The 22,388-nt window shown below is 33.3% G+C and carries 13 protein-coding genes; 4 read left to right on the forward strand and 9 right to left on the reverse strand.

The annotated features are described in order from the left end of the window. Nucleotides 1-289: 289 nt before the first annotated feature. From JX287_RS01890 to JX287_RS01925, 8 genes are all read right to left on the reverse strand, one after another. Nucleotides 290-1,237, reverse strand: a complete 948-nt coding sequence (locus JX287_RS01890) for a PD-(D/E)XK nuclease family transposase (protein ID WP_204641532.1) — start codon at nt 1,235-1,237, stop codon at nt 290-292. 470 nt (nt 1,238-1,707) lie between these two features. Then, nucleotides 1,708-8,076: a DUF1542 domain-containing protein gene (locus tag JX287_RS01895; RefSeq protein ID WP_204641533.1), complete on the reverse strand. Its 6,369-nt coding sequence runs from the start codon at nt 8,074-8,076 to the stop codon at nt 1,708-1,710. A gap of 592 nt (nt 8,077-8,668) precedes the next feature. Then, a complete protein-coding gene (locus JX287_RS01900; protein WP_204641534.1) occupies nt 8,669-9,004 on the reverse strand; it encodes a glycine cleavage system protein H in 336 nt (111 codons plus the stop codon). A gap of 587 nt (nt 9,005-9,591) precedes the next feature. Beyond that, nucleotides 9,592-10,614: a lipoate--protein ligase gene (locus tag JX287_RS01905; RefSeq protein ID WP_204641535.1), complete on the reverse strand. Its 1,023-nt coding sequence runs from the start codon at nt 10,612-10,614 to the stop codon at nt 9,592-9,594. 133 nt (nt 10,615-10,747) lie between these two features. Further along, complete coding sequence (locus JX287_RS01910; RefSeq protein WP_204641536.1) at nt 10,748-11,920, reverse strand: NADH-dependent flavin oxidoreductase; 1,173 nt, start codon at nt 11,918-11,920, stop codon at nt 10,748-10,750. A gap of 32 nt (nt 11,921-11,952) precedes the next feature. Continuing rightward, nucleotides 11,953-12,975 (reverse strand): lipoate--protein ligase, encoded by a 1,023-nt coding sequence (locus JX287_RS01915; protein ID WP_204641537.1) that lies wholly within the window; start codon nt 12,973-12,975, stop codon nt 11,953-11,955. 332 nt (nt 12,976-13,307) lie between these two features. Beyond that, complete coding sequence (locus JX287_RS01920; RefSeq protein ID WP_204641538.1) at nt 13,308-14,186, reverse strand: SIR2 family NAD-dependent protein deacylase; 879 nt, start codon at nt 14,184-14,186, stop codon at nt 13,308-13,310. Continuing rightward, on the reverse strand, nt 14,186-15,178 hold the full coding sequence (locus tag JX287_RS01925) for an MsnO8 family LLM class oxidoreductase (RefSeq protein WP_204641539.1): 993 nt from the start codon (nt 15,176-15,178) through the stop codon (nt 14,186-14,188). The genes JX287_RS01920 and JX287_RS01925 overlap by 1 nt, the downstream gene beginning before the upstream one ends. Before the next feature lie 375 nt (nt 15,179-15,553). On the opposite strand from JX287_RS01925, the gene JX287_RS01930 reads away from it, so the two are divergent. Then, on the forward strand, nt 15,554-16,732 hold the full coding sequence (locus tag JX287_RS01930) for an NADH-dependent flavin oxidoreductase (protein WP_204641540.1): 1,179 nt from the start codon (nt 15,554-15,556) through the stop codon (nt 16,730-16,732). Nucleotides 16,733-16,837: 105 nt separating this feature from the next. On the opposite strand, the gene JX287_RS01935 is transcribed toward JX287_RS01930, so the two are convergent. Beyond that, the gene (locus JX287_RS01935) at nt 16,838-18,778 is read right to left on the reverse strand and encodes a KUP/HAK/KT family potassium transporter (protein ID WP_204641541.1); all 1,941 of its coding nucleotides are present in this window, start codon (nt 18,776-18,778) and stop codon (nt 16,838-16,840) included. A 376-nt stretch (nt 18,779-19,154) separates the two neighbouring features. Between JX287_RS01935 and nagA the strand changes: the two genes are divergently transcribed. The 3 genes from nagA to JX287_RS01950 all read left to right on the forward strand — a co-directional run bounded on the left by nagA (nt 19,155) and on the right by JX287_RS01950 (nt 22,194). Beyond that, nucleotides 19,155-20,303: an N-acetylglucosamine-6-phosphate deacetylase gene (nagA, locus tag JX287_RS01940; RefSeq protein WP_204641542.1), complete on the forward strand. Its 1,149-nt coding sequence runs from the start codon at nt 19,155-19,157 to the stop codon at nt 20,301-20,303. An 18-nt stretch (nt 20,304-20,321) separates the two neighbouring features. Further along, the gene (gene nagB / locus JX287_RS01945; protein ID WP_204641543.1) at nt 20,322-21,041 is read left to right on the forward strand and encodes a glucosamine-6-phosphate deaminase; all 720 of its coding nucleotides are present in this window, start codon (nt 20,322-20,324) and stop codon (nt 21,039-21,041) included. A gap of 118 nt (nt 21,042-21,159) precedes the next feature. Next, nucleotides 21,160-22,194: a cyclically-permuted mutarotase family protein gene (locus tag JX287_RS01950; RefSeq protein ID WP_204641544.1), complete on the forward strand. Its 1,035-nt coding sequence runs from the start codon at nt 21,160-21,162 to the stop codon at nt 22,192-22,194. Nucleotides 22,195-22,388 lie beyond the last annotated feature (194 nt).

Consider the following 22,388-nt stretch of genomic DNA (forward strand, 5'->3'; position numbering starts at 1 on the left):
ACAGGTTATTACTCTAATGTTACTTTAAATTTATTTTTTATTAATAATCAAAATTTAATTCTAAATATTTTTACGAATTAATTTTAAATTAGTTTGTAAAACAAAAAATAGTATCTTTACTTTAATTTTCAAAGAAAGATACTATTTTTTTAGGTTGTATAACAAATTCGAGGCACGAAAAAAATCCAGCCCCGAATTCAATTTTCACATACAAAAAACTCTATATTTAATCGCTAATCTATTACTTTTTTATCACTAGTTTTAAATTACTGAGTCATAATCACTTCGACTATAGATATTTTTCGAATTCTTGCTCGTTTATATTTAATTTGCTAGCTCCCATTTCTTTAGTTAGGAGTCCTCCTTTTACTAAATCTGCAATCATATTTATTGTTTTTTCTCTTTCTTGTGCTATTCCTTGTTTAATTCCTTGCTCAATTCCTTGCTCGATTCCTTGTTGTAACCCTTCCGCTATTGCCTGTTCTTTTTCTTCTTTAACATAAGCTAGGTGAGCATAATATCCATCAAAATCCCTTCTTCTCTCATCAAACATACTCTTCTCCTCCTTACTCCATTTTCTTGGATTTATTATACTATCTGCTTGTTCCATTATTTTTTCTGGTTCATGTGTATATGGTTTGTTTCCGAAAAATTCTATCCAACGTACTTTTTTGTAATTTTCCATTGTATTTTCTCTATATTTTTCTATTTCCAAAAATACCATTCTTATTAAATTTCTTTTTTCTTCTATTCCTTTAAATTTAACTTTTAATTCTTCACAGTTTTCATCGTCTCGCATACTGAACGTATGAATTGCTCGATTATCATCAAAGTATGGTTTCTCTGTTATTGCTATCGCATAAACGGGTATTAATTCTCCAGACAAATAATGTGTGTCTACTCCGTCTTTTTTATACTCGTCTAAGTTTTGCGATACCTGTTCACAGATGTATAACCACAATCTTTTTATAAAATCAACCTGCATAGCTACTTGAATTTCTATAATTACTTGTGTACCATCGTCTAATTCTGCTAATACATCCACGTGCGTGACAAATGGTAACAACTCTTTATACGGCTTAGCATGGATTTGTGCTCCATCTAAAAGTTTTACGGAAGCTACTGGCAAATCCAATAAATCTCTGATGAACTGAGCCGTTACCTCGGTATTACTAAATACTTTTTTCGCTACTAAATCCATCATTGGACGTGTATCTTTATTTCTTATGTTTTCCATTTTCGAAAACCTCCCTATTTATTATTTTTTCATAATTAATTTAATTTTCCATAATCCCTGATAATTCTTTACCTTCATTATACTCCATGAAAGCTATTTTTTCTAACGATAACATTAGTCTCACCATAAGAAAGGGTGTGACTCAAAAATCACGATTTCGAAGAAACAAGATTCTATCGAGTCACCCTCGCACAGTTTATTAGATATCTAAAAAGCTTTTATAAAACGAATTTAGATATCAATAAACCACTGCAGCTATGAGTCCTCATATGAACTTTGTTAAATTTTAGGACTTTTGAGTCAGCCTCTTTTTAAATATACCTCGTTATTGGATACTTATTTACGATTTTCCCCTACGCCCCGAATTTGACAAAGAACCATAATAACAAATTTGGAGCAGGATATTCTCCCGCTCCAAATTCATTTTTTATTACGCTATAAGATGTCAACTTCTAATAGCTGATTAGCGATTATTTTTCTTTTCTACGTTTAGCTGTCGCTAATAATCCGCTTAGCATTGCTAATCCTAATCCTGCTAAGCCTAGTCCACCTGTATTATCTAATCCTGTGTGTGCTAACGCTCCTTGGATTCCTCGTTTATCATCTTTTTTATCTGATGTTGACTCTGAGGTAGATTCTGATTTTCCTGCTCCTGCCGCAGTTTGTTGAACTGTGTCTTTTCCTAGAATTGTCGCTACTGAGCCATCTGGGAATGTAATAGTTGCCGTCCCGTCTCCTGCTACTGCGATTGTTGTTCCTGCTGGGAAGTTATTGGCAGTTTCGATTGCTTTTCTTACTACTTCTTTTTCTTCTTCTGTCAAGCGTGTTGCGTCTTTAACATCTATTTTTTGAGCAGGTTTTTTAACAGTTGTTTTCTCAGCGTCTGTTTTATTGCTATCTTGCGCTTTTGAATCTTGTACTACTAATTGGCTTCCTGGAATTGTAATAGCTGAACCATCTTTGAAGATAATTGTTGCTGTTCCGTCTCCTGCTACTTCAACTTTAACATCACTTCCGAATCCGTTAGCTTCTACTACAGCTTTTTTAACAGCTTCTTTTTCCTCTTCTGTTAATCTTGTAGCTTCTGCTACTTTTGTAGGATTAGCTGGGATTATTACTTTTGTTTTCTCAGAGATTGTTGGTTGGTCTTGTGTTGGCACTTCTTCTTTTTGAACTACTAACCTTGTTCCTGGAATTGTATTTACTGAACCATCTTCATATGTTAATGTCGCTGTTCCGTCTTTAGATACTGTAACTTTTGCTGCTGGATTTACTGCTTGTACTTTAGCTACTACTGCAGATTGTTCTGTCGGTGTTAAATTGTGAGCATTTCCTACTTCTGTAGTTGCTGGTACTTGTGCTGGGTTTTGTGCAGCTTGTGTTGGTGTTTGTTTTCCTGGATTTTTTGCTACTACTAGACTTGTTCCTGGAATTGTGTTTACTGAACCATCTCCATATGTTAGCGTTGCTGTTCCATCTTTAGATACTGTAACTGTCGCCGCTGGATTTGCTGCTTTAACTTTAGCTGCTACTGCAGATTGTTCTGCCGGTGTTAAGTTATGAGTATTTTCAACAGGTGTAGTTGCTGGTACTTGCGCTGGGGTTTTCTCTGCATCTGTCTGAACTTTTGGAGTAGTTTGTTTTGTAGATTTTTCTACAAGTTTATCCCCTGTTATTGTATCTACAGATTTATCTGGGTATGTGATTACCACTGTTCCATCTGGTCTTACTTCTACTGTTGTTCCCGCTGGGAATGTGTTAGCTCCTTCGATGTTTTGACGAACTTTTTCTCTTTCTTTATCTGAAAGTTTAGTTGGATTTTTCACTTCCACTTTATTTTCTGGAACTTTTGGTTCAAATTTAGATGCGATAGATCCCTCTGGTTGAACTTCATTTATTTTCCTAATACCATTATCTTTAGCAGCATCGATTTCATCTTTAGATTGACCTTTGTTGATGTCTTCTATAGCTTTATCTTTTGCTTTATTAATAGCATCGATAGCTTTTTGTTTTTCTTTATCTGATACATCTTTGTTGTTCTTGATTTCGTTTATGCGTTTTTGAGCTTCTTCTAGTATTTCAGCTTTTGCTTTCGCTTTTTCTTCATCAAGGTTTGTTACATCTGGTTTCTTAACTTCTGTATCTGCTTTTGGATTATATTTCTCAATATTTTCTTTAGCTTGATCTGCGATTTGTTTAGCTGTTCCTGCTGATGATGCTTCGTCAATAGCTTTGTTAGCTTCTTCTTTCGCTTTATTGATTACTTCTTCAGCTTTTTGTTTTTGCTCAGCTGTTAGGTCTTTATTATTCTTGATTTCATCAAGTTTTTTCTTAGCTGCTTCTTCTACTTGTTTTTTAGCGTCTTCTTTCGCTTTAGCAAGGTCGTTATCTTTGTCAGCTTTTGCTAATGACTCTACTACTTCAACTGGGACTTTTACAGTTACTTTTGTACCATCAGCTAGTGTTACTTCTACTTCTGCTTCTTTAGTTCCTGTTTCTGTTGTAGTTGGTTTAGAAGTGATTTTCGCTGTTACTCCATCGGCTAGTGCTAATTGTTTTAGAATTTCTTCGTCAGTTAAGTCTTTACCTTTTTCTACAGTTGCTTTTCCTGATACTAAAGCAGTTTGTAAATCTAACTCTGGTTTGAAGATACTTGTTGATTTACCTTTACCTGTTTGTGGATTGTAAACATCTGCGATTGCTTTTTTACCTTCTTCTGTTGCTTTCGCTATTTCTTCTGGTGTTTTCGCATTATTAATCTTGTCTTCTGCAGCTTTCTTAACTTCATCTACTTTGGCTTTCAAGTCTTCTTTTTCTTTATCTGTTAGAGTCGTATCTCCGTCGATTTCGCCTTTTTCTACGTTAGCTGCGTCTGTTAAATCAGCTTTAGCTTGATCCTTATCAGTTGCTTTTCTCACAGGTACTTCGATTTCATCTTTTGATCCATCTGGATATGTAACTTCTACTACAACTACTTTCTTACCTGCATTCGCTCCTGTTCCTTCCACGATTGCTCCGTCATTTTTAACTTGTTTGTCTGTCGGTTGTGGTTGGTCTTTCGGTACTTCTACTGCGTCTGTTATTGCTTTTTTGTCTGCTTCCGCTACTTTTTTATCTTTCGCTGGATCAACGCTTACTGGCACTTCTCCTGATGTGATTTCTTCTTTTACTTTTGGAGTTGCTTTGTCTGCGTCTTTTTCTTTTCTCACTGGTACTTCAATTTCGTCTTTTGATCCATCTGGATATGTAACTTCTACTACAACTACTTTCTTACCTGCATTCGCTCCTGTTCCTTCCACGATTGCTCCGTCATTTTTAACTTGTTTGTCTGTCGGTTGTGGTTGGTCTTTCGGTACTTCTACTGCATCTGTTATTGCTTTTTTGTCTGCTTCCGCTACTTTTTTATCTTTCGCTGGATCAACACTTACTGGTACTTCTCCTGATGTGATTTCTTCTTTCACTTTTGGAGTTGCTTTTGTAGCATCACTTGCTTCTACCGGTACGTCAACTGTTTTTTCTACACCTTCACGTGTTACTGTTACTGGTACTACTTTCTTACCATCTTTCTCTTTAATTTTCCCGTACGTTACTGTATCAGTATCTTTAAGCACTTCACCGTTTGCTGTTACCTTAGCTTTAACAGTTGTCTGATCTTTTTCAGGTAATGAGTCTCCAACTTTAGGTTCTACAGAGATTTTTGCTGCTCCATCTTTCACCGCTAATGTGAACTCTTCTGCTTTCTTAGTTACTTCTACATCAATTGTTTTTGCCACACCATCTCGTGTTACTATTACTGGTACTACTTTCTTACCATTTTTATCTGCAATAGCTCCATATTCTACAGTATAAGTATCATCTAACGCTTTACCGTTTGCTGTTACTTTAGCTTTTACTGCATCTTTATCGGCTTGTTCTGTTAAACTTTCTCCTGCTTTAGGTTCTTTAGAAATCTTCGCTACTTCTGTCACTGCTAAAGTGAAATCCTCTGCTTTACCTGATAAAGCTAAACGTGCTTGTTGTAATTTATCAAGAGCTTCATCTACTTGTGGTTGAGTAGCATCTTGCTTAGCAAACACTTCTTGAGCTTTTACTAAAGCATCATCGTAAGCTTTTTTCTTAGCGGCATCTGTCTCTTTAGCATAAGCTGGTGATTTTTTAACAGCATCATCTTTGTTTAAATCAATTTCTGCTTTTAGGGCATCTTTAGATACAGGTACAGCAACATCTTGTCCTGTTAACTCTTTAATTGCTTTTGCTAGATTATCAATTAAAGTAGCTACTTCTGATGTACCTACAGCGTTTTCTGGTTCAGCTGTATTTTTATCAGCTACTTTTGAAGCTGCGTCTTTCGCTTTATCAAAAGCAGTTTTCTTATCTTGAGGAACATTAGGATTAGTATATTTATCAGAAGCCTTTACTTTTTCAGCTTCCGCTACTAATTTTTGTAGAGAATCCATCTTAGAATCTAAATCTTGCGCAATAGAAACAATACCATCAATTTCACTCTTATCAGATGCATTTTCTACTTTTGCTTTCAATTCATCTTTTTGAGCTTTATTTAAATGTGGTAAATCCTCGATTGTTTGTTTTGCTTTTTCACGAGTAGCTTGCGCTTTAGCATCGTTCAAGATATTTTCTAATTGGTCTTTTGATTTTGCTTGATCAATTTGTTTCTTATATTCCGCTTTATCAGCTTCTGATAATCCTGGAATTTGATCAATTTGTTTCTTATAAGCTTCTTTTAGTTTTTCAGCTTCTTCTTGTGCTTTTTGAGCTTCATTTTTAGCTTTTTGCTTTTCAGCTTCTTCTAAAACTTTCTCTACCTCTGCTACAGTAGTTTTCCCGTCAATCTGTGTTTTGTATTCATCAGCTGTTGGATTTTTTAGAGAATCTTTAATTTGATCAATTTTTTCTTTTGTAGATTTTTTAGCATTTTCTAAGTTTTTAGCATCTACTTGTTGACCGATTTTATCAAGTAATTCTTTTGTATAATCAGCCGCTTGAGTTCCAGTTCCATTACCATTTGCTGGATCAGTAATTCCTTGGCTATCTACTTGTTTTCTAAACGCTTCTTTTTCAGCTTCTGTTAAATACTTAGCTGAGTTAATTTTATCTTTTACTTGACGTTTTTTAGCTTCAATCGCTTTTTCATTTTCTGAATTTTTAGCAATTGCTGCATTAACAACATTATTTATATCATCTTGAGTTGTTTTTCCAGTTAATTGATTTTTGTAGTTCTCTTTTTCTTTTGGTGATAAATACGTTAGATTATCAATGGCTTGTTTAGCTTTTTCAATAGCTTCAGCAGCACTAAATACTTTCGTAGGTTTTGCTTTAAATAAATCTCTTTTTGGAATAACTGTTCCTGTTGGCTGTGAATTTCTAAGTATAGCAAATCCTTGTGTTCTAGGATCATATTCTAAATTAGTTCCAACAAAATCTTGAGAAGTTTTTGAAGGGTCACCTACACTTTGAATAACATCATCGCCATCTTCATTCTTAGTTGTTTTCATTCCATTTACTTGGAAGAATTTTTGTCTTGCACTTTCAATATCGCCAGCTGTTAGACTATTAATATTATCTACTGCATGTGGATTTTTTAAGTATTTATAATCTCCTACACTAGCTTGAGTTGTTTCAAGATTATCGACTTGTGGTTTTTCATAAACAAGTGATGTCCCAGGGATAACGTCTTGTGTCCCATCTCCATAAGTGATTGTTGCTGTTCCATCATCTGCAATACTAATACTACTATCTGCAGAAGCAACACCATCATCCCCTTCTTTAACATTCTCTATAAATTTATTATGTGAATGTTCAGGGATAGCATCACTTGTTGTATCTTGGTTTTTCTCCCAAATTTTATTTTTTAATAGTGTTTTTTCTTCTGGTGTTAATTTAGCTGTATCTCCTACTCCAATACGTTCTGGTAATACAGGTTCAAACAACTCTTTATCTTGGTATAACACAGGAATTTCAGTTGTTACTACTTTAAAATGACGTAATTGTTGTAATGCACGGCCTACCTTAACCCCTGCACCAAAATCTAATGTTCTTCTACCATTTTTTAGTGTTGGATCCACTACTTTATATTTAGCAGTAATTGTAACTCTATCATTTCTTGCTAGATCCCAGTCAGAGTAGATACTCTTAGTGTTAGTTCGGAAACTCTCAAAGATACCTTGGTCAGATGGACTATCAGAAATTTGTGTACCTATTCTGTGATTAAACATTCCTGCCATATGACCTAGGAATGTTTTTCCTGTTTCTTGAGTTGTATCATTATAACGTTCCCATTTTGTATCGTCTCCAAGCCCCATAGAATCTGCTTGTTCTTTAGTTTGATAACGTGAACCTACTGAGTTTGTAAAAGAAACCCATGGAGAATCTGCACTCCAACTTTTCATTACACGGTCAGTTGTACCTGTTTGCAAACGGATTTCTGAAGGTTCTTGGGCTCCTACTGGTGTAGTAAACCAATAGTCTGGACGTGAACCACCATAGTTGGCAACATAATTTGAAGCTCCAAATCCTCCATTATATTTATATGTTACTGTTACATAAGGATTTGTCTTACTGTAACTTGACCAATCTACATCTACTACAATCTCTCTATCTACATTAATACTATCATGTACAGCAATCGCAGCTGCATCATAAGGAGACTCCCCCCTATTTGCATATAAAGTTACGACACCTTTATCATTTCGTGTCGTTACCATCGCAGCTTCTGCAGTATTTGCTAATCCTGAAATTGCGATTTGTGCCCCAATCAAACATGACGCCGCTCCAAAACTAAGTTTTCTTATAGAAAACTTTTCTTTTCTTTCTCTTTTCATCTTAATTACTAAACCTCTTTTCTTTTTCTTATTTTTAAACAATAACTCAAATAATATTTTTGGTATAATTATAACACATTTTAGTATTCAATAAAAGTCATATCTTGTTTAAATAATGAGATGTAAGCGTTTTTTTTTTTTTCAAAGAGTATAAGTTTTTTTCTCAATTTAATAATAGCAATTCTTAAATTATTATTTTATAAAATATATTTTTTGAACTACTATCTCACTGAAAATTCATATTAGATTGAATTTGTACATTATTAAATTATATTGCATATATACACTGTTCTAAATATATTTTTTATAACTTTGGTTTCTGTGTATAGCCTATCATTTTTCCTTGCTAGTATTTTATTTTTTGTATTTTTTGTGTAATTTTGATTTTGTTTTCGCTGTTATTTTTATTAATATATTTTTTATATTTTCTAAATTGAAATTCTCCATTTTCTTTCATTACAATTGTATTAAATAATTTTTTAGTTAATCTTTTTATTTAGTTAATTTTTTTATAAAACAATAAAAAATAAGCGTATTATCACTTATTTTCAGAGATGATCCGATTTTGTATAATACACTTATTTTTTCTTAATTATTTATATTCTGCAAATTTGTTGAATTCAGCTTCATCAACGTTTGTTAATTTAACAATCCAAGATTCTTTTGGATCTGCTGAGTTTAAAACTGTTGGCTCTTCTTCAGCTTTTTTGTTGTATTCTACAACGTCCCCTGCTAATGGAGTGTTGATGTCTAATACAGTTTTTGATGCTTCTAAACGTAAGATAACATCATCTTTTTCTAATTTTTCTTTTCTTGAGAATTCTACAAATCCTACAGTACCAACGTCATCTTGTAATTCTGCAGTTGGTCCGATAATGTATACTCCTTCGCTTTTTTCAATCCATAAAGCTTTTGCTAATTTTTTCATTTTACAACCTCTTTCTATATTTTATAATTTTTTCTAAGTATCGATGACCTTATTTCATCATCGATTTTTACTCAAAGTTACATTATACATTTTATAAAATTAAAAATCAACTAAAATAATAATAAAAGTGATATTGACTTTCGATTAGTATAATAAAAACTAATTAATACTATCCTTTACTTTAAAAATTATTGGTATTATAATGAAGATAGGCTACTTGCCAAAGAAGGAGGTGTTTATATGGTTGATATACTCATCCAAATTCTTGTTGGACTATTTGTAGGAGTCATCCTCTTATTTATAGAGTACTTTTATTTCCTAAATGATAAAAACAACAAGAACAAGTAGTCTTATTTAGGCACGACATATGTAGTTCACTTTACGTATGAATATTTATTACCTTACTACAACAAGTACGCTAATACATATAAAAAAGCAACTGAATTGCCCTTCAGTTGCTTTTCGTGTTTATATGTGAATATACTCATCCAATTCACTTATCTATATTTTAACATTATAATTCTTCTAATGTCAAGAAATTACCTAAGCTAATACTCGCTTGACCTTTTTTAATTAGATATTATTTCTTAACTCAATATCAAATCTACCAATTCTTGTGCTTCTACTTTTCCGAAATAATGAGCTAAGTCGATACCTTCTAATACTTCTAATAAGTCTTCTTCTTTTACCCTTACCCCGATTAGTTTCTCCTCGACATCACCGACATTACCTTTTCCGAAAAAGTCTCCGTAAATTTTAGCTTTTGTAATTCGTCCCGCTTCTACTTCCAGATTGAACTCGACAGTTCCAATTCCTAAACGTGCATCTCTATTATAGTTATATCTTGGTGATTTCCCGTAGTTCCAATCCCAGTTTTGATATTTTTTAGCAAGCAATTCATCAATTTCTCGCCAATCGTCTTCTGTCAATTCATAGCGTTTTATATCTTCAAGATTTTTACACCCAAACAAGCGACATAAGTATAAGTCTTTGAACTCTACTACAGATAAATTTCTATATTCCTCATCTAAATATTCTCTAAGACCTGTAACTCTACTTCTTACCGAATCTATACCTTTCGACTCAATTTTCTTACGATTAGGTGTTAGTACATTGACCATAGCTTCATAGTTAACATCTAAAAGCAGAGTGTATCCTCCATAAATCTTACCATTAACAAGAGTCATCGCAGCTCCACTTACTTTCTTCCCGTCGACAACAAGGTCATTACGTCCTGTTTGTTCAACCTTACTCACACCTAAATCATGCAAGATATTTACCGCAGGTTCATAGAATTTTTTAAAATTACCATAAACATTACTATCACCATTCATAATAAAGCAAATATTCACAGCTCCTTCATCCAAAAACACTGTTCCCCCGCCTGTATCACGTCTAACAAGGGTTATGCCATGAGATTTCATGTACTCATGATTAATCTCTTTTTCGGCATTTTGGAAAAGACCAATCTGTACCTTTGGTTTGCAACAATAAGGAAATATTATATCCTCGTCCAAATTCAACTTATTAAGTACATGAACCTGTATCGCTAAGGCTACCGCCCCATCATAAATATATTGTCCATCTCTTATCGGCTCTATTAAATACATAAACACTCCTCATTTTTCACACTACAACATAAACAGCTACTATTATTCAAGTTCAACTTATAATAGTAGCCGCTTCGCCTTAATAGTCTACTATATTTATAATTTCTTCGCTCTATAAATTATAACAGTCTACTTAGTAATTTTCTTCTAATTTTCTAAATTCATCTCTCGTATGTTGTGGCAAACTCTTACCGTAGTCCATCATAAGCACAATATCTTTAAATGCAGCTTTTGGAATAGATAATCGTTCAATATCATCTACACCTACATTTAGATTAATATCTTCCTCACGATTTTCTCGGAATTTAGCTACAAAATCTGGTTCAGCAACAAAGACGCTAGATAAACCTACCATCTCAGCATGCATAATAGCTTCACGGCTTTTTTCTATACTATTAATTCCACCAGTCGCCATCAAAGGAACACGCCCTGCTAGATGTTCATGGACTACTTCATTTATCAATCGCCCTTCGTTAGGTCCTTCAGCACGAACTTTATTTAGATAAATATTTTGTCCCCAACTCGCTATCGCAATATAAGACAACGGCACTCTTTCTAGTATCCAATCTGTAAGTTGATTAAATTCTTCCACAGTGTAACCTATTATTGCACCACGTGTTTCTTCCGGGGTTGCTCTATATCCTAAAATAAAATCCTCAGGTGCTTCGTCTTTTATAACTTCATACACCGCTTCAAAAACTTCGAGTATAAATCTAGCTCTATTTTCTAGTGAATCTACACCGTATTCATCATGTCGTTTATTCGATACCGTTGAGAAAAACGTCTGTAGCATTAGTTTTTGAGCTGTAGATATTTCTATCCCTGCAAAACCTGCGCGTATAGCTCTTCTTGTAGCATCTTTGTATTTTTGTTTAATCTCATCTATCATCTCATGAGACAACTCTTCTACTTCATGTTCAAACGGAAGGTGCAACTTCAACTTACTTGGACCATAAACTTTATGATGTACCCCGTAATAATTAGCACCCGCACCTGAATAAGTTAGTTGTAAAATAGCTCTCGCTCCAGCATCTTGCATCGCATTTGCCATCTCAGTAAGTCCTGGTATACAGCTATCATCATGTGCGCCGAAGCCAAACTCGAACAATTGTCCATCAACATCGACATAAGCTGCCCCTGTTACCTGTAATGGAGCTGACTTAGCTCGTCTTAATGCATAACCCAAGTCTTCCTTTGTGATAATTCCATCTTTTGTAGAAGAATTAGTCGTCATCGGCGACAGCACAAACCTATTTTCTAACCGAACACCATTTGCTAGTTTTATGGGAGTTAATAATTTTTCCATAAACTCACACCTCTTTTACATAGTTTGTAAAACTAGCTTAAGATTAAGTCTACTAATTCTTTCGCTTCTACATTACCGAAGTAGAATGCTAGATCAATACTTCCTAGAGCTTCTAGTAAGTCTTCTTCTTTTACCCTTACTCCGATAAGTTTTTCTTCTACGTCGCGTACGTTACCTTTACCGAAGAAGTCTCCGTAAATTTTCGCTTGAGTAATACGTCCTTCTTCAACTTCTAAGCTGAAATCGACTGTTCCGATCGCAAGGTGAGCATCACGGTTGTAGTTATAACGTGGTGATTTTCCGTAGTTCCAATCCCAATTACGGTATTTTTCATCTGCTAATTTTTCAATTGCAGCCCAGTCTTCATCAGTAAGTTCATATCTCTTCGCATCTTTGATGTCTTCGATTCCCATTAATCCACAGATGATTAAGTTTTTGAATTCATCGATTGTTACATTTTGGTATTCAGGTTTTAATAGTTCACGCATCCCCATTACACGCGCTCTTACTGATTCAATACCTTTTGATTCGATTTTTTTACGATTTGGTGTTAAAGCATTAACCATCGCTTCATAGTTTACATCTAAAAGTAATGAATATCCTCCGTAGATTTTACCACGTACTAATGTCATCGCAGCTCCACTTACTTTTTTACCACGAGCAGTTAAATCGTTACGCCCTCTTTGTTCTACTTCTGTAGCTCCTAAGCTGTGAAGTACATCTACTGCTGGTTGATAGAATTTTTTGTAGTTTCCGTATACATCAGTATCCCCTGGCATTAAGAAACACACGTTAACAGCACCGTTATCAACGTACACAGCACCACCACCTGTATCACGACGAACTAAGATAATATCTTTTTCTTTCATGTATTCGTGGTTTACTTCAGTTTCAGCATTTTGGAATAATCCGATTTCTACTTTTGGTTCACAGTAATATGGGAAGATTACAGTCTCATCAATATCGATATTGTTAAGTACGTAAACTTGCATTGCCATTACTAGCGCTCCATCTGGTAAATATTTTCCGTTTCTAATTGGTTCTATTAAATACATAATTTATTCTCCTTTATTTGTTAATATTTTTAAATGTATTTTTTAGCTAATATAATTTTTATTACAGTTTTATTATAATTTAATCTGCAATATTATAAAATCTCATTGCGAATTTTTTCGCAGTCTATGTTATGCACTTGATGCGCACTACCTGAAAAGTTATTACAAGGCTGACCCAAAAGGCTTAAATTTTAACAAAGTGTATATGAAAACTCATAGACGCAGTGGTTTATTGATATCTAAATTCGCTTTATAAAAGCTTTTTAGATATCTAATAAACTGTGCGGGGGTGACTCGACAAAATCTTGTTTCTAGAAATCACGATTTTTGAGTCACTCCCATTTCTTCAACAACTCTTCCACATCTAGCGTTAACTCTTTACTATTCTGGTTAAACCATAACACCCTTGAAGCTATTCTTTCAGGGAATTGGTATTTCTTCTGATTCATAGTAATCATCAACGCTTTTTGATTTTTATCTAACTCTCTATAAAATGGATATTTTATAAACTGAGGTGTCGTAAATCCTACTCCTATTTCAATAAACAATGTTTTCTTATCACGATTTTTTTCTAAAAATTCATTGTACTTATCTAGATGTTCGAAAAAGATTGGATCCTCTACCATTCCCTTTTCAGCATTACGTTTATTAACTTCAAGTGGCGCACCACATTCCGGACATAATGGAATAGACCTGTAGTCAACTTCCATATTTTCTTGCTCAACAGCTAATCTACGCATTAACGCTTCATCTTGGTAAGTCTTCGCATGACAATGTTTACTGCACTGCATAAGCCCGTACTTCCCTTGAATATGGAAGACCTTATCCATATCGTAACCAGCAACATCAAAGGCATTATCCGCATTTGTCGTAATAATGTGATAATTTTTATCCTTTAGAATGTTTTTTAAAGCTGCGTAACTCGCTCCGACAGGTTGATCAAAGTAATTTAATAAAACAAAACGACTTTGAAATGCCCAATATTCTTGTGAACTAGGAAAATCAAATAGACTCGCCTGTAACATATCTAAAAACTTATATTTTTCCACAAAGTCTTTGAAATTACTCGTAAATCTCTCTCCTATGTAGGTGAATCCATCCGCAGCTGACATTCCAGCTCCTATTCCTATGACTATCGCCTCAGCTTCTTCTATTAACTGCGCTAATTTTTCGGCATTGTTTTCTTCTAACTCTATCGCCTTCCAAGTCATTAATTTTTCTCCTCTTTTTCAATTAGCTCTTTTGCTAAAATCTCAATAATATTTTTTCTTCTTTCTATAGTTGGTACTAAAGGTATACACATAAGTTCTTTTAACTCTAATTCTGTTGCTAAATCTCTAAGCTTTTCTACTACAACATCCTTTGTACCCCAAACTAAACGCGTTCTATTCTTTTCTACTTTTTCTCTATCAATTTCAGCAATTTCATACTCTTTTGCTGTATTTATACTAGGGAATCTATCAAATTCTGTAAATTCTTTCTTACCAAGAAGCCATACATCTAAACAACGTACCAAGTTTTTTGCCTCTTGCTCATCTTCTCCTATCGCTATAAATACCGCAACAACATCTTGTGGTATTTTTTGTTGCTCGTGCATTTTTTTACGATAAGTTTGTAAGCATCTTTTTGCTGTTTCTATATAGTCTACAGCTTGATTAAAGAATAGACCATAAACATAGTTTTGACCTAACTCTGCGGCTAAATTCGCACTTTTTTCACTAGTTGATAGTAGCCACATTGGACCAACCTTTGCTTCTGGTGGTTGCACTAATATTTCATTTCCCGTAAGAAGCTCCAGCAATTCTGTACAACTTTCATTGTATTCATCTCGTGTTATCGGTGTTGTCTTCATCAGTTTTTGAACTACTTTAGTTCCAGGATTATTACCTATCCCTAGATTCGCCCTATTTGGATACAAAGCACTAAGCAGTTTTATCCATTCGCTGATTTTATATGGTGTATAATGAGGAATCATTATTCCACCTGAACCTATTTGTATTTTTTCTGTATTTTGTAAAAGGTGCAACATAAGTAGTTCTGGGCTACTGCTCGCAAGCGCTGGTACCTGATGATGTTCAGCCATCCAAAAACGACTATAGCCCAACTTTTCTGCTAAACGAGCTAGCTCCGTACTTTCTTCTATAGCCTCTAATGCAGTTTTCCCTTCATCTACAATAGCATAATCTAAAATACTAAGTTTCATAGTATTATCCTCTTATATTTTATCTTATTTTATATAACTTCAAATATCTATTTTCTTTTTTTAGTATTTTATTTCACACTCTTCAATTTATTTTTACCTTTTTATATACTTAATAATCTGATATAATAAATTATAAGAAAACCTTTTCTGAAATTACGAACTTATTATATCATATTTTCAGCAAAAGTACACATACCTAGCACCACTACTTTAAATTTTTTATAAAAAAATTATGGTAACTTAATCTACTGAATCTACCTTTAATTTACATAATTTCAGATAATATCAACAGTTTATTTTCTATATTATTTTTTATTGTTGTATATTTTTTGGTATAGTTGTATGTTATTTACATTACTTAAAGAGGTATTTTTTATGAAATCAAAATTATTAACACCTGTCAAACTAGCTAATGGAATAGAACTTGAAAATCGTTTTGTTCTTTCTCCGATGACTACAAACTCATCTACCGCAGAAGGCTTCATTACAGAAGAAGATCTTCTTTACGCAAAAAGACGAAAAAATACAGCACCCTTACAAATTACCGGCGCTGCCTATATAAATCTAGAAGGGCAACTTTTTGAATATGGTTTTAGCGTTCATGATGATACATGTATTCCTGGTTTAACAAAAATGGCAAAAGCTATGCAGTCTGGTGGAGCAAAAGCTATCTTACAACTTACTCATGCCGGTCGTTTCGCTAATCACTATGTTACTACTAACAAACGCGCCGTCGGTCCTAGTTATATGGAACTAAACTCACCTGTAAAACACATCGTTCATCCTCTTTCTATAGAAGATATACAAAAAATAAAAGAAGATTATAAACGTGCTGCAAGCCGTGCTATCGCAGCTGGTTTTGATGGTATCGAAATATCTAGTGCACAACGTCTTTTACTACAAACATTCTTTTCTACCTTCTCAAACGAACGCCACGATGAATACGGAGTAGATACATTAGAAAACCGTTCACGTTTCATCCTTGAAGTTTTTGAAGAAGTATATGAAGTAATAAAAAAAGAAGCACCAAAAGACTTTATCTTCGGTTATCGTGCAACACCTGAAGAAACACGTGGTGAAGAAGTCGGTTATACAGTTGAAGAATTTAATCAACTTACAGACTGGTTATTAGAAAGAGTTCCACTATCATACATGGCAATCGCAAGCTGGGGACAAAATATTTATCTAAATACAGTACGAGCAGAAGGTCCACACCATGGAAGACTTATTAACGAAGTAGTCTATGAACACTTAAATGGAAGAATACCATTAATCGCATCAGGTGGTATTAACACTGTGGAAAAATGTGAAGCTGCAATTTTACACGCTGATATGATTGGTTTATCTTCTCCATTTGTCGCAGAACCAGATTTCGTTGAAAAACTAAAAACAAATCATATAGAAGATATAAATCTAAATGTCGGTATTGAAGACATAGATCGTTTAGCTATTCCTAAAGCTGCGTTTAAAGATATCGTGCTTATGATGGATTACGGACGTTCACTACCACAGCACACTAGGGATGAATTTAGAAAATTAGAAGAAAATTATTAACAATATTCCTTTTTCAAGACTAACCCAAAAGTAAAACAAAAAATCAGACTCTTCATAAGTAATGTAATTCTATTTTACATTTTCTTACTCTAAGTCTGATTTTTATTATTGAATTCTTGTTAATCTTTTTACTTTAGTTTGTACTACATTTAACGGTACCGCTTCTTTCGTTATAACACTAGTGTCTAATCCGAACCATTTCTCTGGAGTTACCGTTATTTTTTTCAGTTTTAATCTCAGTCCCATAATGAAGTTATCAAATGATGATAAACCATTACTATTACCTAGTACTTCTTCTATTAGTACAAATCTAAAGTCTCCGACTGTCTCAGCTTTTCCTCTTAAGTTATACTTAGTAGGTTGTAGTTCTAATTCTTTATTCATCAACAAATCATCTATTACTTGATGCATAAACATATTTACCCTTTGATGTTCTCTAAACCCTAAGTTAAAGGTGATCTTAAGTATTTTCTTATCACTAAATTTTGTAACCTTATACTCTCGTTTATAAGGTTTATCTATAACGTTAATATGTACGAAAAAGTAGACATTCGCCCTTTTCGGTTGTTTGTTTAATATAGAATACAATACCGCATAATCTACATCTTCTTCTCTTTTCGCACCTGTTAAATATACTAAGTTTGTTGCATATTTTGGTACACTTTTATCCATACTTAACTGAAGTAATTGTTTCGTATAATTTTTCACAGTTAAATATTGACTTTCTCTCTCTTTTATCTCTGTTCCTCTATACCAAATAAACATAATTATAAATATTAGTAATGCTATGAATACTGTAATATACCCACCATTTACAAATTTTAAACTATTCGCATATAAGAAGAATAATTCTTCTATTCCGAAAAATATTAAGAAGATTACAGCAAAGAGTTTTTTGCTTTTTACTTTATACAAGTAAATACTTAATAATAATGTAGTTACAAACATTGTTATACTAATACTTAAACCATACGCTGCTTCCATATTACTACTTGTTCTAAAGAATATTACTACACAGCTACTGCAGATAAAGAGTATTATATTAACCGCAGATACATAAACCTGTCCTTTTAATTCTGTCGGATATTTTATTATTAATTTTGGGAATAGGTTTAATTTTATCGCCTCTGAGATTAATGTGAAAGATCCTGTTATTAAACTTTGACTCGCTATTATCGCAGCTAATGTTGCTAGTATTACTTGAAATACTACAAAACTTTCTGGAACTATCGCAAAGAATGGATTTTTTTCTGAACTATAATTTGTCGATAATAAATACGCTGCTTGACCGAAATAATTCGCAAGTAAGCATACTTTAACCGCAAACCAAGCCATTCTAACATTTTTTCTTCCACAGTGACCTAGGTCTACATATAAATCCTCAGCCCCCGATACACATAAAAATACCGCCCCTAATAAGACGAATACTCCTGGATATGTAATTAATAGATTAAGCGCATATTTTGGATTGATAGCTTTTAATATTTCTGGTCTAGTACCTATTGATTTTACTCCCCAGAAAAATAAAGATAAAAACCATAAACTCATTATAGGACCAAATAGCGATCCTATCTTTTTCGTTCCAAATCTTTGAAATGAAAAGATAAAGATAAAAATTATCAATACTAAAATTATTACATCATTTGTGTTTATAGCTGGGATTATATCATGCAATCCCTCAACTGCCGATGTCACTGTAATTGCTGGTGTTATTATTCCATCCGCAAGAAGTGTAGCTCCGCCTATCATCGCTAAGAGAACAACTCCTCGTTTAGTTTTATTTTTTATTAAAGCAAATAATGAGAATACTCCACCTTCACCATTGTTATCAGCCTTTAATGCGATTAATACATATTTTGTCGTCGTTTGTAAAGTCATTACCCAAAATATTAAACTAACGAATCCTAATACGAGATTTTCACTCATCATAGCATCACTACTACGAACGAATGATTTCATAACATAAAGTACCGAGGTTCCTATATCCCCAAATATTATTCCAATAGTTATTATTACACCAAGAAAAGTCAATCTTGATTTATCCATTTTTATACCCTCTTATAAAATAATTGAAATTATATCACTTCTATAAAATTAGTAATATAATTCTCACATATTATTATATTCCTCTTATGAAGAAAGTCAAGAGTAAGTATCTTATATAATTTATTTTAATGAAATAGCGAAATCATGTATACACTACCTTTTTCCTCTTTCACATCAATATAACACCTTAAATTATTTAATTTAAACAACACCCACTTATTATCCTATAAAAAATATCAAAAATACCTTTAAATTAATTTTGAAAACTTTTACTTTAACACTTTACAAACCTATTTAAAAAGTGTTAAAATTAAGTTAACGAAATTTAACACATTAAATTTAAAAGATAGATTTTTATGTATAAAGGGGTGCTATTATGTTAATAAAAAGTAAAAAAGTTTGGTCAAGCGGACAATTTCTTCCTCTTATTTTAGAAGTTGAAAATAAAAAAATAACTGCCGTTTATGACTATGATGCATTCGATAAAGTAGATTATGATTTTGGAACTAACCGTATTTTACCTGGATTTATAGATGTTCATACACATGGTGCGTACGGTTATGATACTAATGATGTTAATGAAGATGGACTACGTAATTGGACGAAAAATATCGTTTCTGAAGGTGTAACATCATTCTTACCTACTACAATTACACAAACTGAAGAAGTTCTTCTAAAAGCTGTCGCTAATGTTGCAAAAGTATACGAAGAATGTTATGAAGGAGCTGAAATCTTAGGTATTCACTTCGAAGGTCCTTATCTTGATGTAGAAAAACGTGGGGCTCAACCGTTAAGTTGTATTCAAACACCAAGTGTTGAACAATTTAAAAAATTCCAAGCAGCTAGTAAAAACTTAATTAAACTTATCACTATCGCTTGTGAAAAAGATGTTGATTACAAACTTACTAAATATTTAGTAAGCCAAGGTATTCGTGTAAGTTTAGGTCACTCTGCTTGTAACTATAAAGAAAGTTATCTTGCATTTGCTAATGGCGCATCATCTCAAACTCACGTTTATAACGGTATGGTTGGTTTCCATCACCGCGATGGTGGACAAGTAGGCTTTGCTCTGCGTGCACGCGATGCATATGGAGAAATTATCTGTGATGGAATTCACTCAACTACTGATGCACTAAATACATACTTCACAGCAAAAGGGCGCGACCATGGAATTATGATTACAGATTCATTATGTGCTAAAGGGTGTGGTCGTGGTTCTTACATCTTCGGAGGAGAAAATATGGAAATATATGAAGATGGTAGTGCTCATCGTGACGATGGTCGTCTGGCAGGTTCTACACTTAGAGTTATAGATGGTCTACGCGTCTTAATAGAAGATGCTTTAGTTCCTGTAGATGCAGCAATTAACTCTTGTACAAAAAACCCTGCTGAAATGTTAGGCTTTGCCGATCGTAAAGGTAAACTTAAAGTGGGTTACGATGCTGACCTTGTTGTTATCACTCCTGAATACGAAGTACTAACAACATTTGCACGTGGTAAAGAAGTTTATAAAAAAGAAGATTAATAAATAAGGAGTAATAATATGAAATATTTAGTTTTTAATTCTAAAAAAGAAGCTTCACAAGAAGCATATAAAATTATTAAAAGTTTAATAGATGACAATTCAACATTAGGGCTTGCGACTGGATCAACTCCAACAGATTTATACGAAGAGATGATTGCTGACTATAAAGCCGGAAACTTTAGCTATAAAAATATTAAATCTTATAACTTAGACGAATATGTAGGAATTAGCTATGATCACCCTGAAAGTTATCATAAATTCATGGACACTAATTTATTCGATCATGTTGATATAAATAAAGAAAATACACACGTTCCTGATGCTTCTGCTGATGATTTAGAATTAGCGGTTAAATCTTATCAAGAAGAACTTAATAAAGCACAAATTGACGTTCAAATCCTTGGAATTGGTGGAAATGGTCACATTGGTTTTAACGAGCCAGGAACTCCATTTGACGCTGGTGTACACGTTGTAAATTTAAAAGAAGAAACAATTCAAGCAAACTCAAGATTTTTCGATGGTGATATAAATCTTGTTCCTAAACAAGCTATGACAATGGGAATTAAAGATATTATGCGCGCAAAACATATTATCTTATTAGCATTTGGAAAAGCAAAACAACAAGCGATAAAAAGTTTAATAGAAGGTAAAGAAATAACTGAAAATATTCCTTGTACTGTTCTAAAAAACCACCCAAGTGTTTATGTACTAGTAGATAAAGAAGCAGATTTTAAATAATTAATACAGTGGGAGTGACTCTCGGCTAACCCTTCATACTTAGTCGAATCCTCCCACTAAAATAAATACATTGATGTAAGCGTTTGATTTTAAATTTTAAAATGGGGAGGTACAAATAATGAGTACACAACTAAAATGGACAAATATAGCTACCGTAGCGGCTCAAAAAGGCTATGAAAAGAATATTGGGACTGCAGGATTAGTTAAAGGAGTTATCGGAAATAAATTGATTTTCGGTGGAGGTGCTAACTTCCCTGGTGGGCTTCCTGTAGATGGAGGAGTCAAAGTAAATCATAAAGATGTATATCTATATGAGGAAACATCTGACGGAGTAACATTATTAGATCAAATTCAATACGACTATCCTTTATCATATGGACCAAGTGCAGTATATAACGATACTTTATATTATATTGCAAATAAAACCGAAACATCATCAGAAATTTTAGCATTCACTGTTGTTGATAATAAATTAAAAGTTGAAGTAGTCGACACTCTTCCACTTACTGTAGAAAATGTTATTGCAAAAGTCCACGACAATAAACTATACTTCGGTATCGGATCTATTAACGGATCAAATAATAATGAACTTTATGCATATGATTTAGCAACTAAGAAATTTGAAGTATTTTCAGAATTTCCTGGGAAATTACGTAATCAAGCTGTAAGCTACGTATACAACAATGAACTATATGTATATGGTGGGGGAGCTAGTGAAACTTATAACGATGGATATAAAGTTAACTTAGAAACAAAAGAATGGACTCAACTTGCTGATGTAGTAATCGATAATGAAGAAGTATCTCTATTAGGTGCTGATTGGGCTCCATTAAACGACCATGAACTTCTAGTAATAGGTGGTTTCAATAAAGATGTTTGGAAAGACGCAGTATTTAACTTAACAACATTACAAGGTGAAGATCACGCAAAATACCGTGATGCATACTTCAGACGTCCTGTAAGTGACTATAAATGGAATAAAAAAGAATTAGTATACAACTTAAAAGAAAATCGTTGGTATCAATTAGGAGAAATTCCTTTTGAGGCACCTTGTGGACACGCCCTGTTAGCTACAGATAATAACATATATTCTATTATGGGTGAGATTAAACCAGCAGAAAGAAAACCATATATACATAGAACTAAAAAATAATAATAACTAAAGATACCCTACATTTTAAATAGGGTATCTTTAATAATTTGTGAAATCACTCTTAATTGAATACTTTATTAATAAAAAAAGAACCTTCCAAAAGGAAGGCTCTCACTATTGCCTGGCAACGTTCTAGTCTCACAGGGCGTAAGCCCAACTACATTCGACGCTAAAGAGCTTAACTTCTGTGTTCG

The organism is Gemella haemolysans (assembly GCF_901873445.1).
GTDB lineage: Bacteria > Bacillota > Bacilli > Staphylococcales > Gemellaceae > Gemella > Gemella haemolysans_C.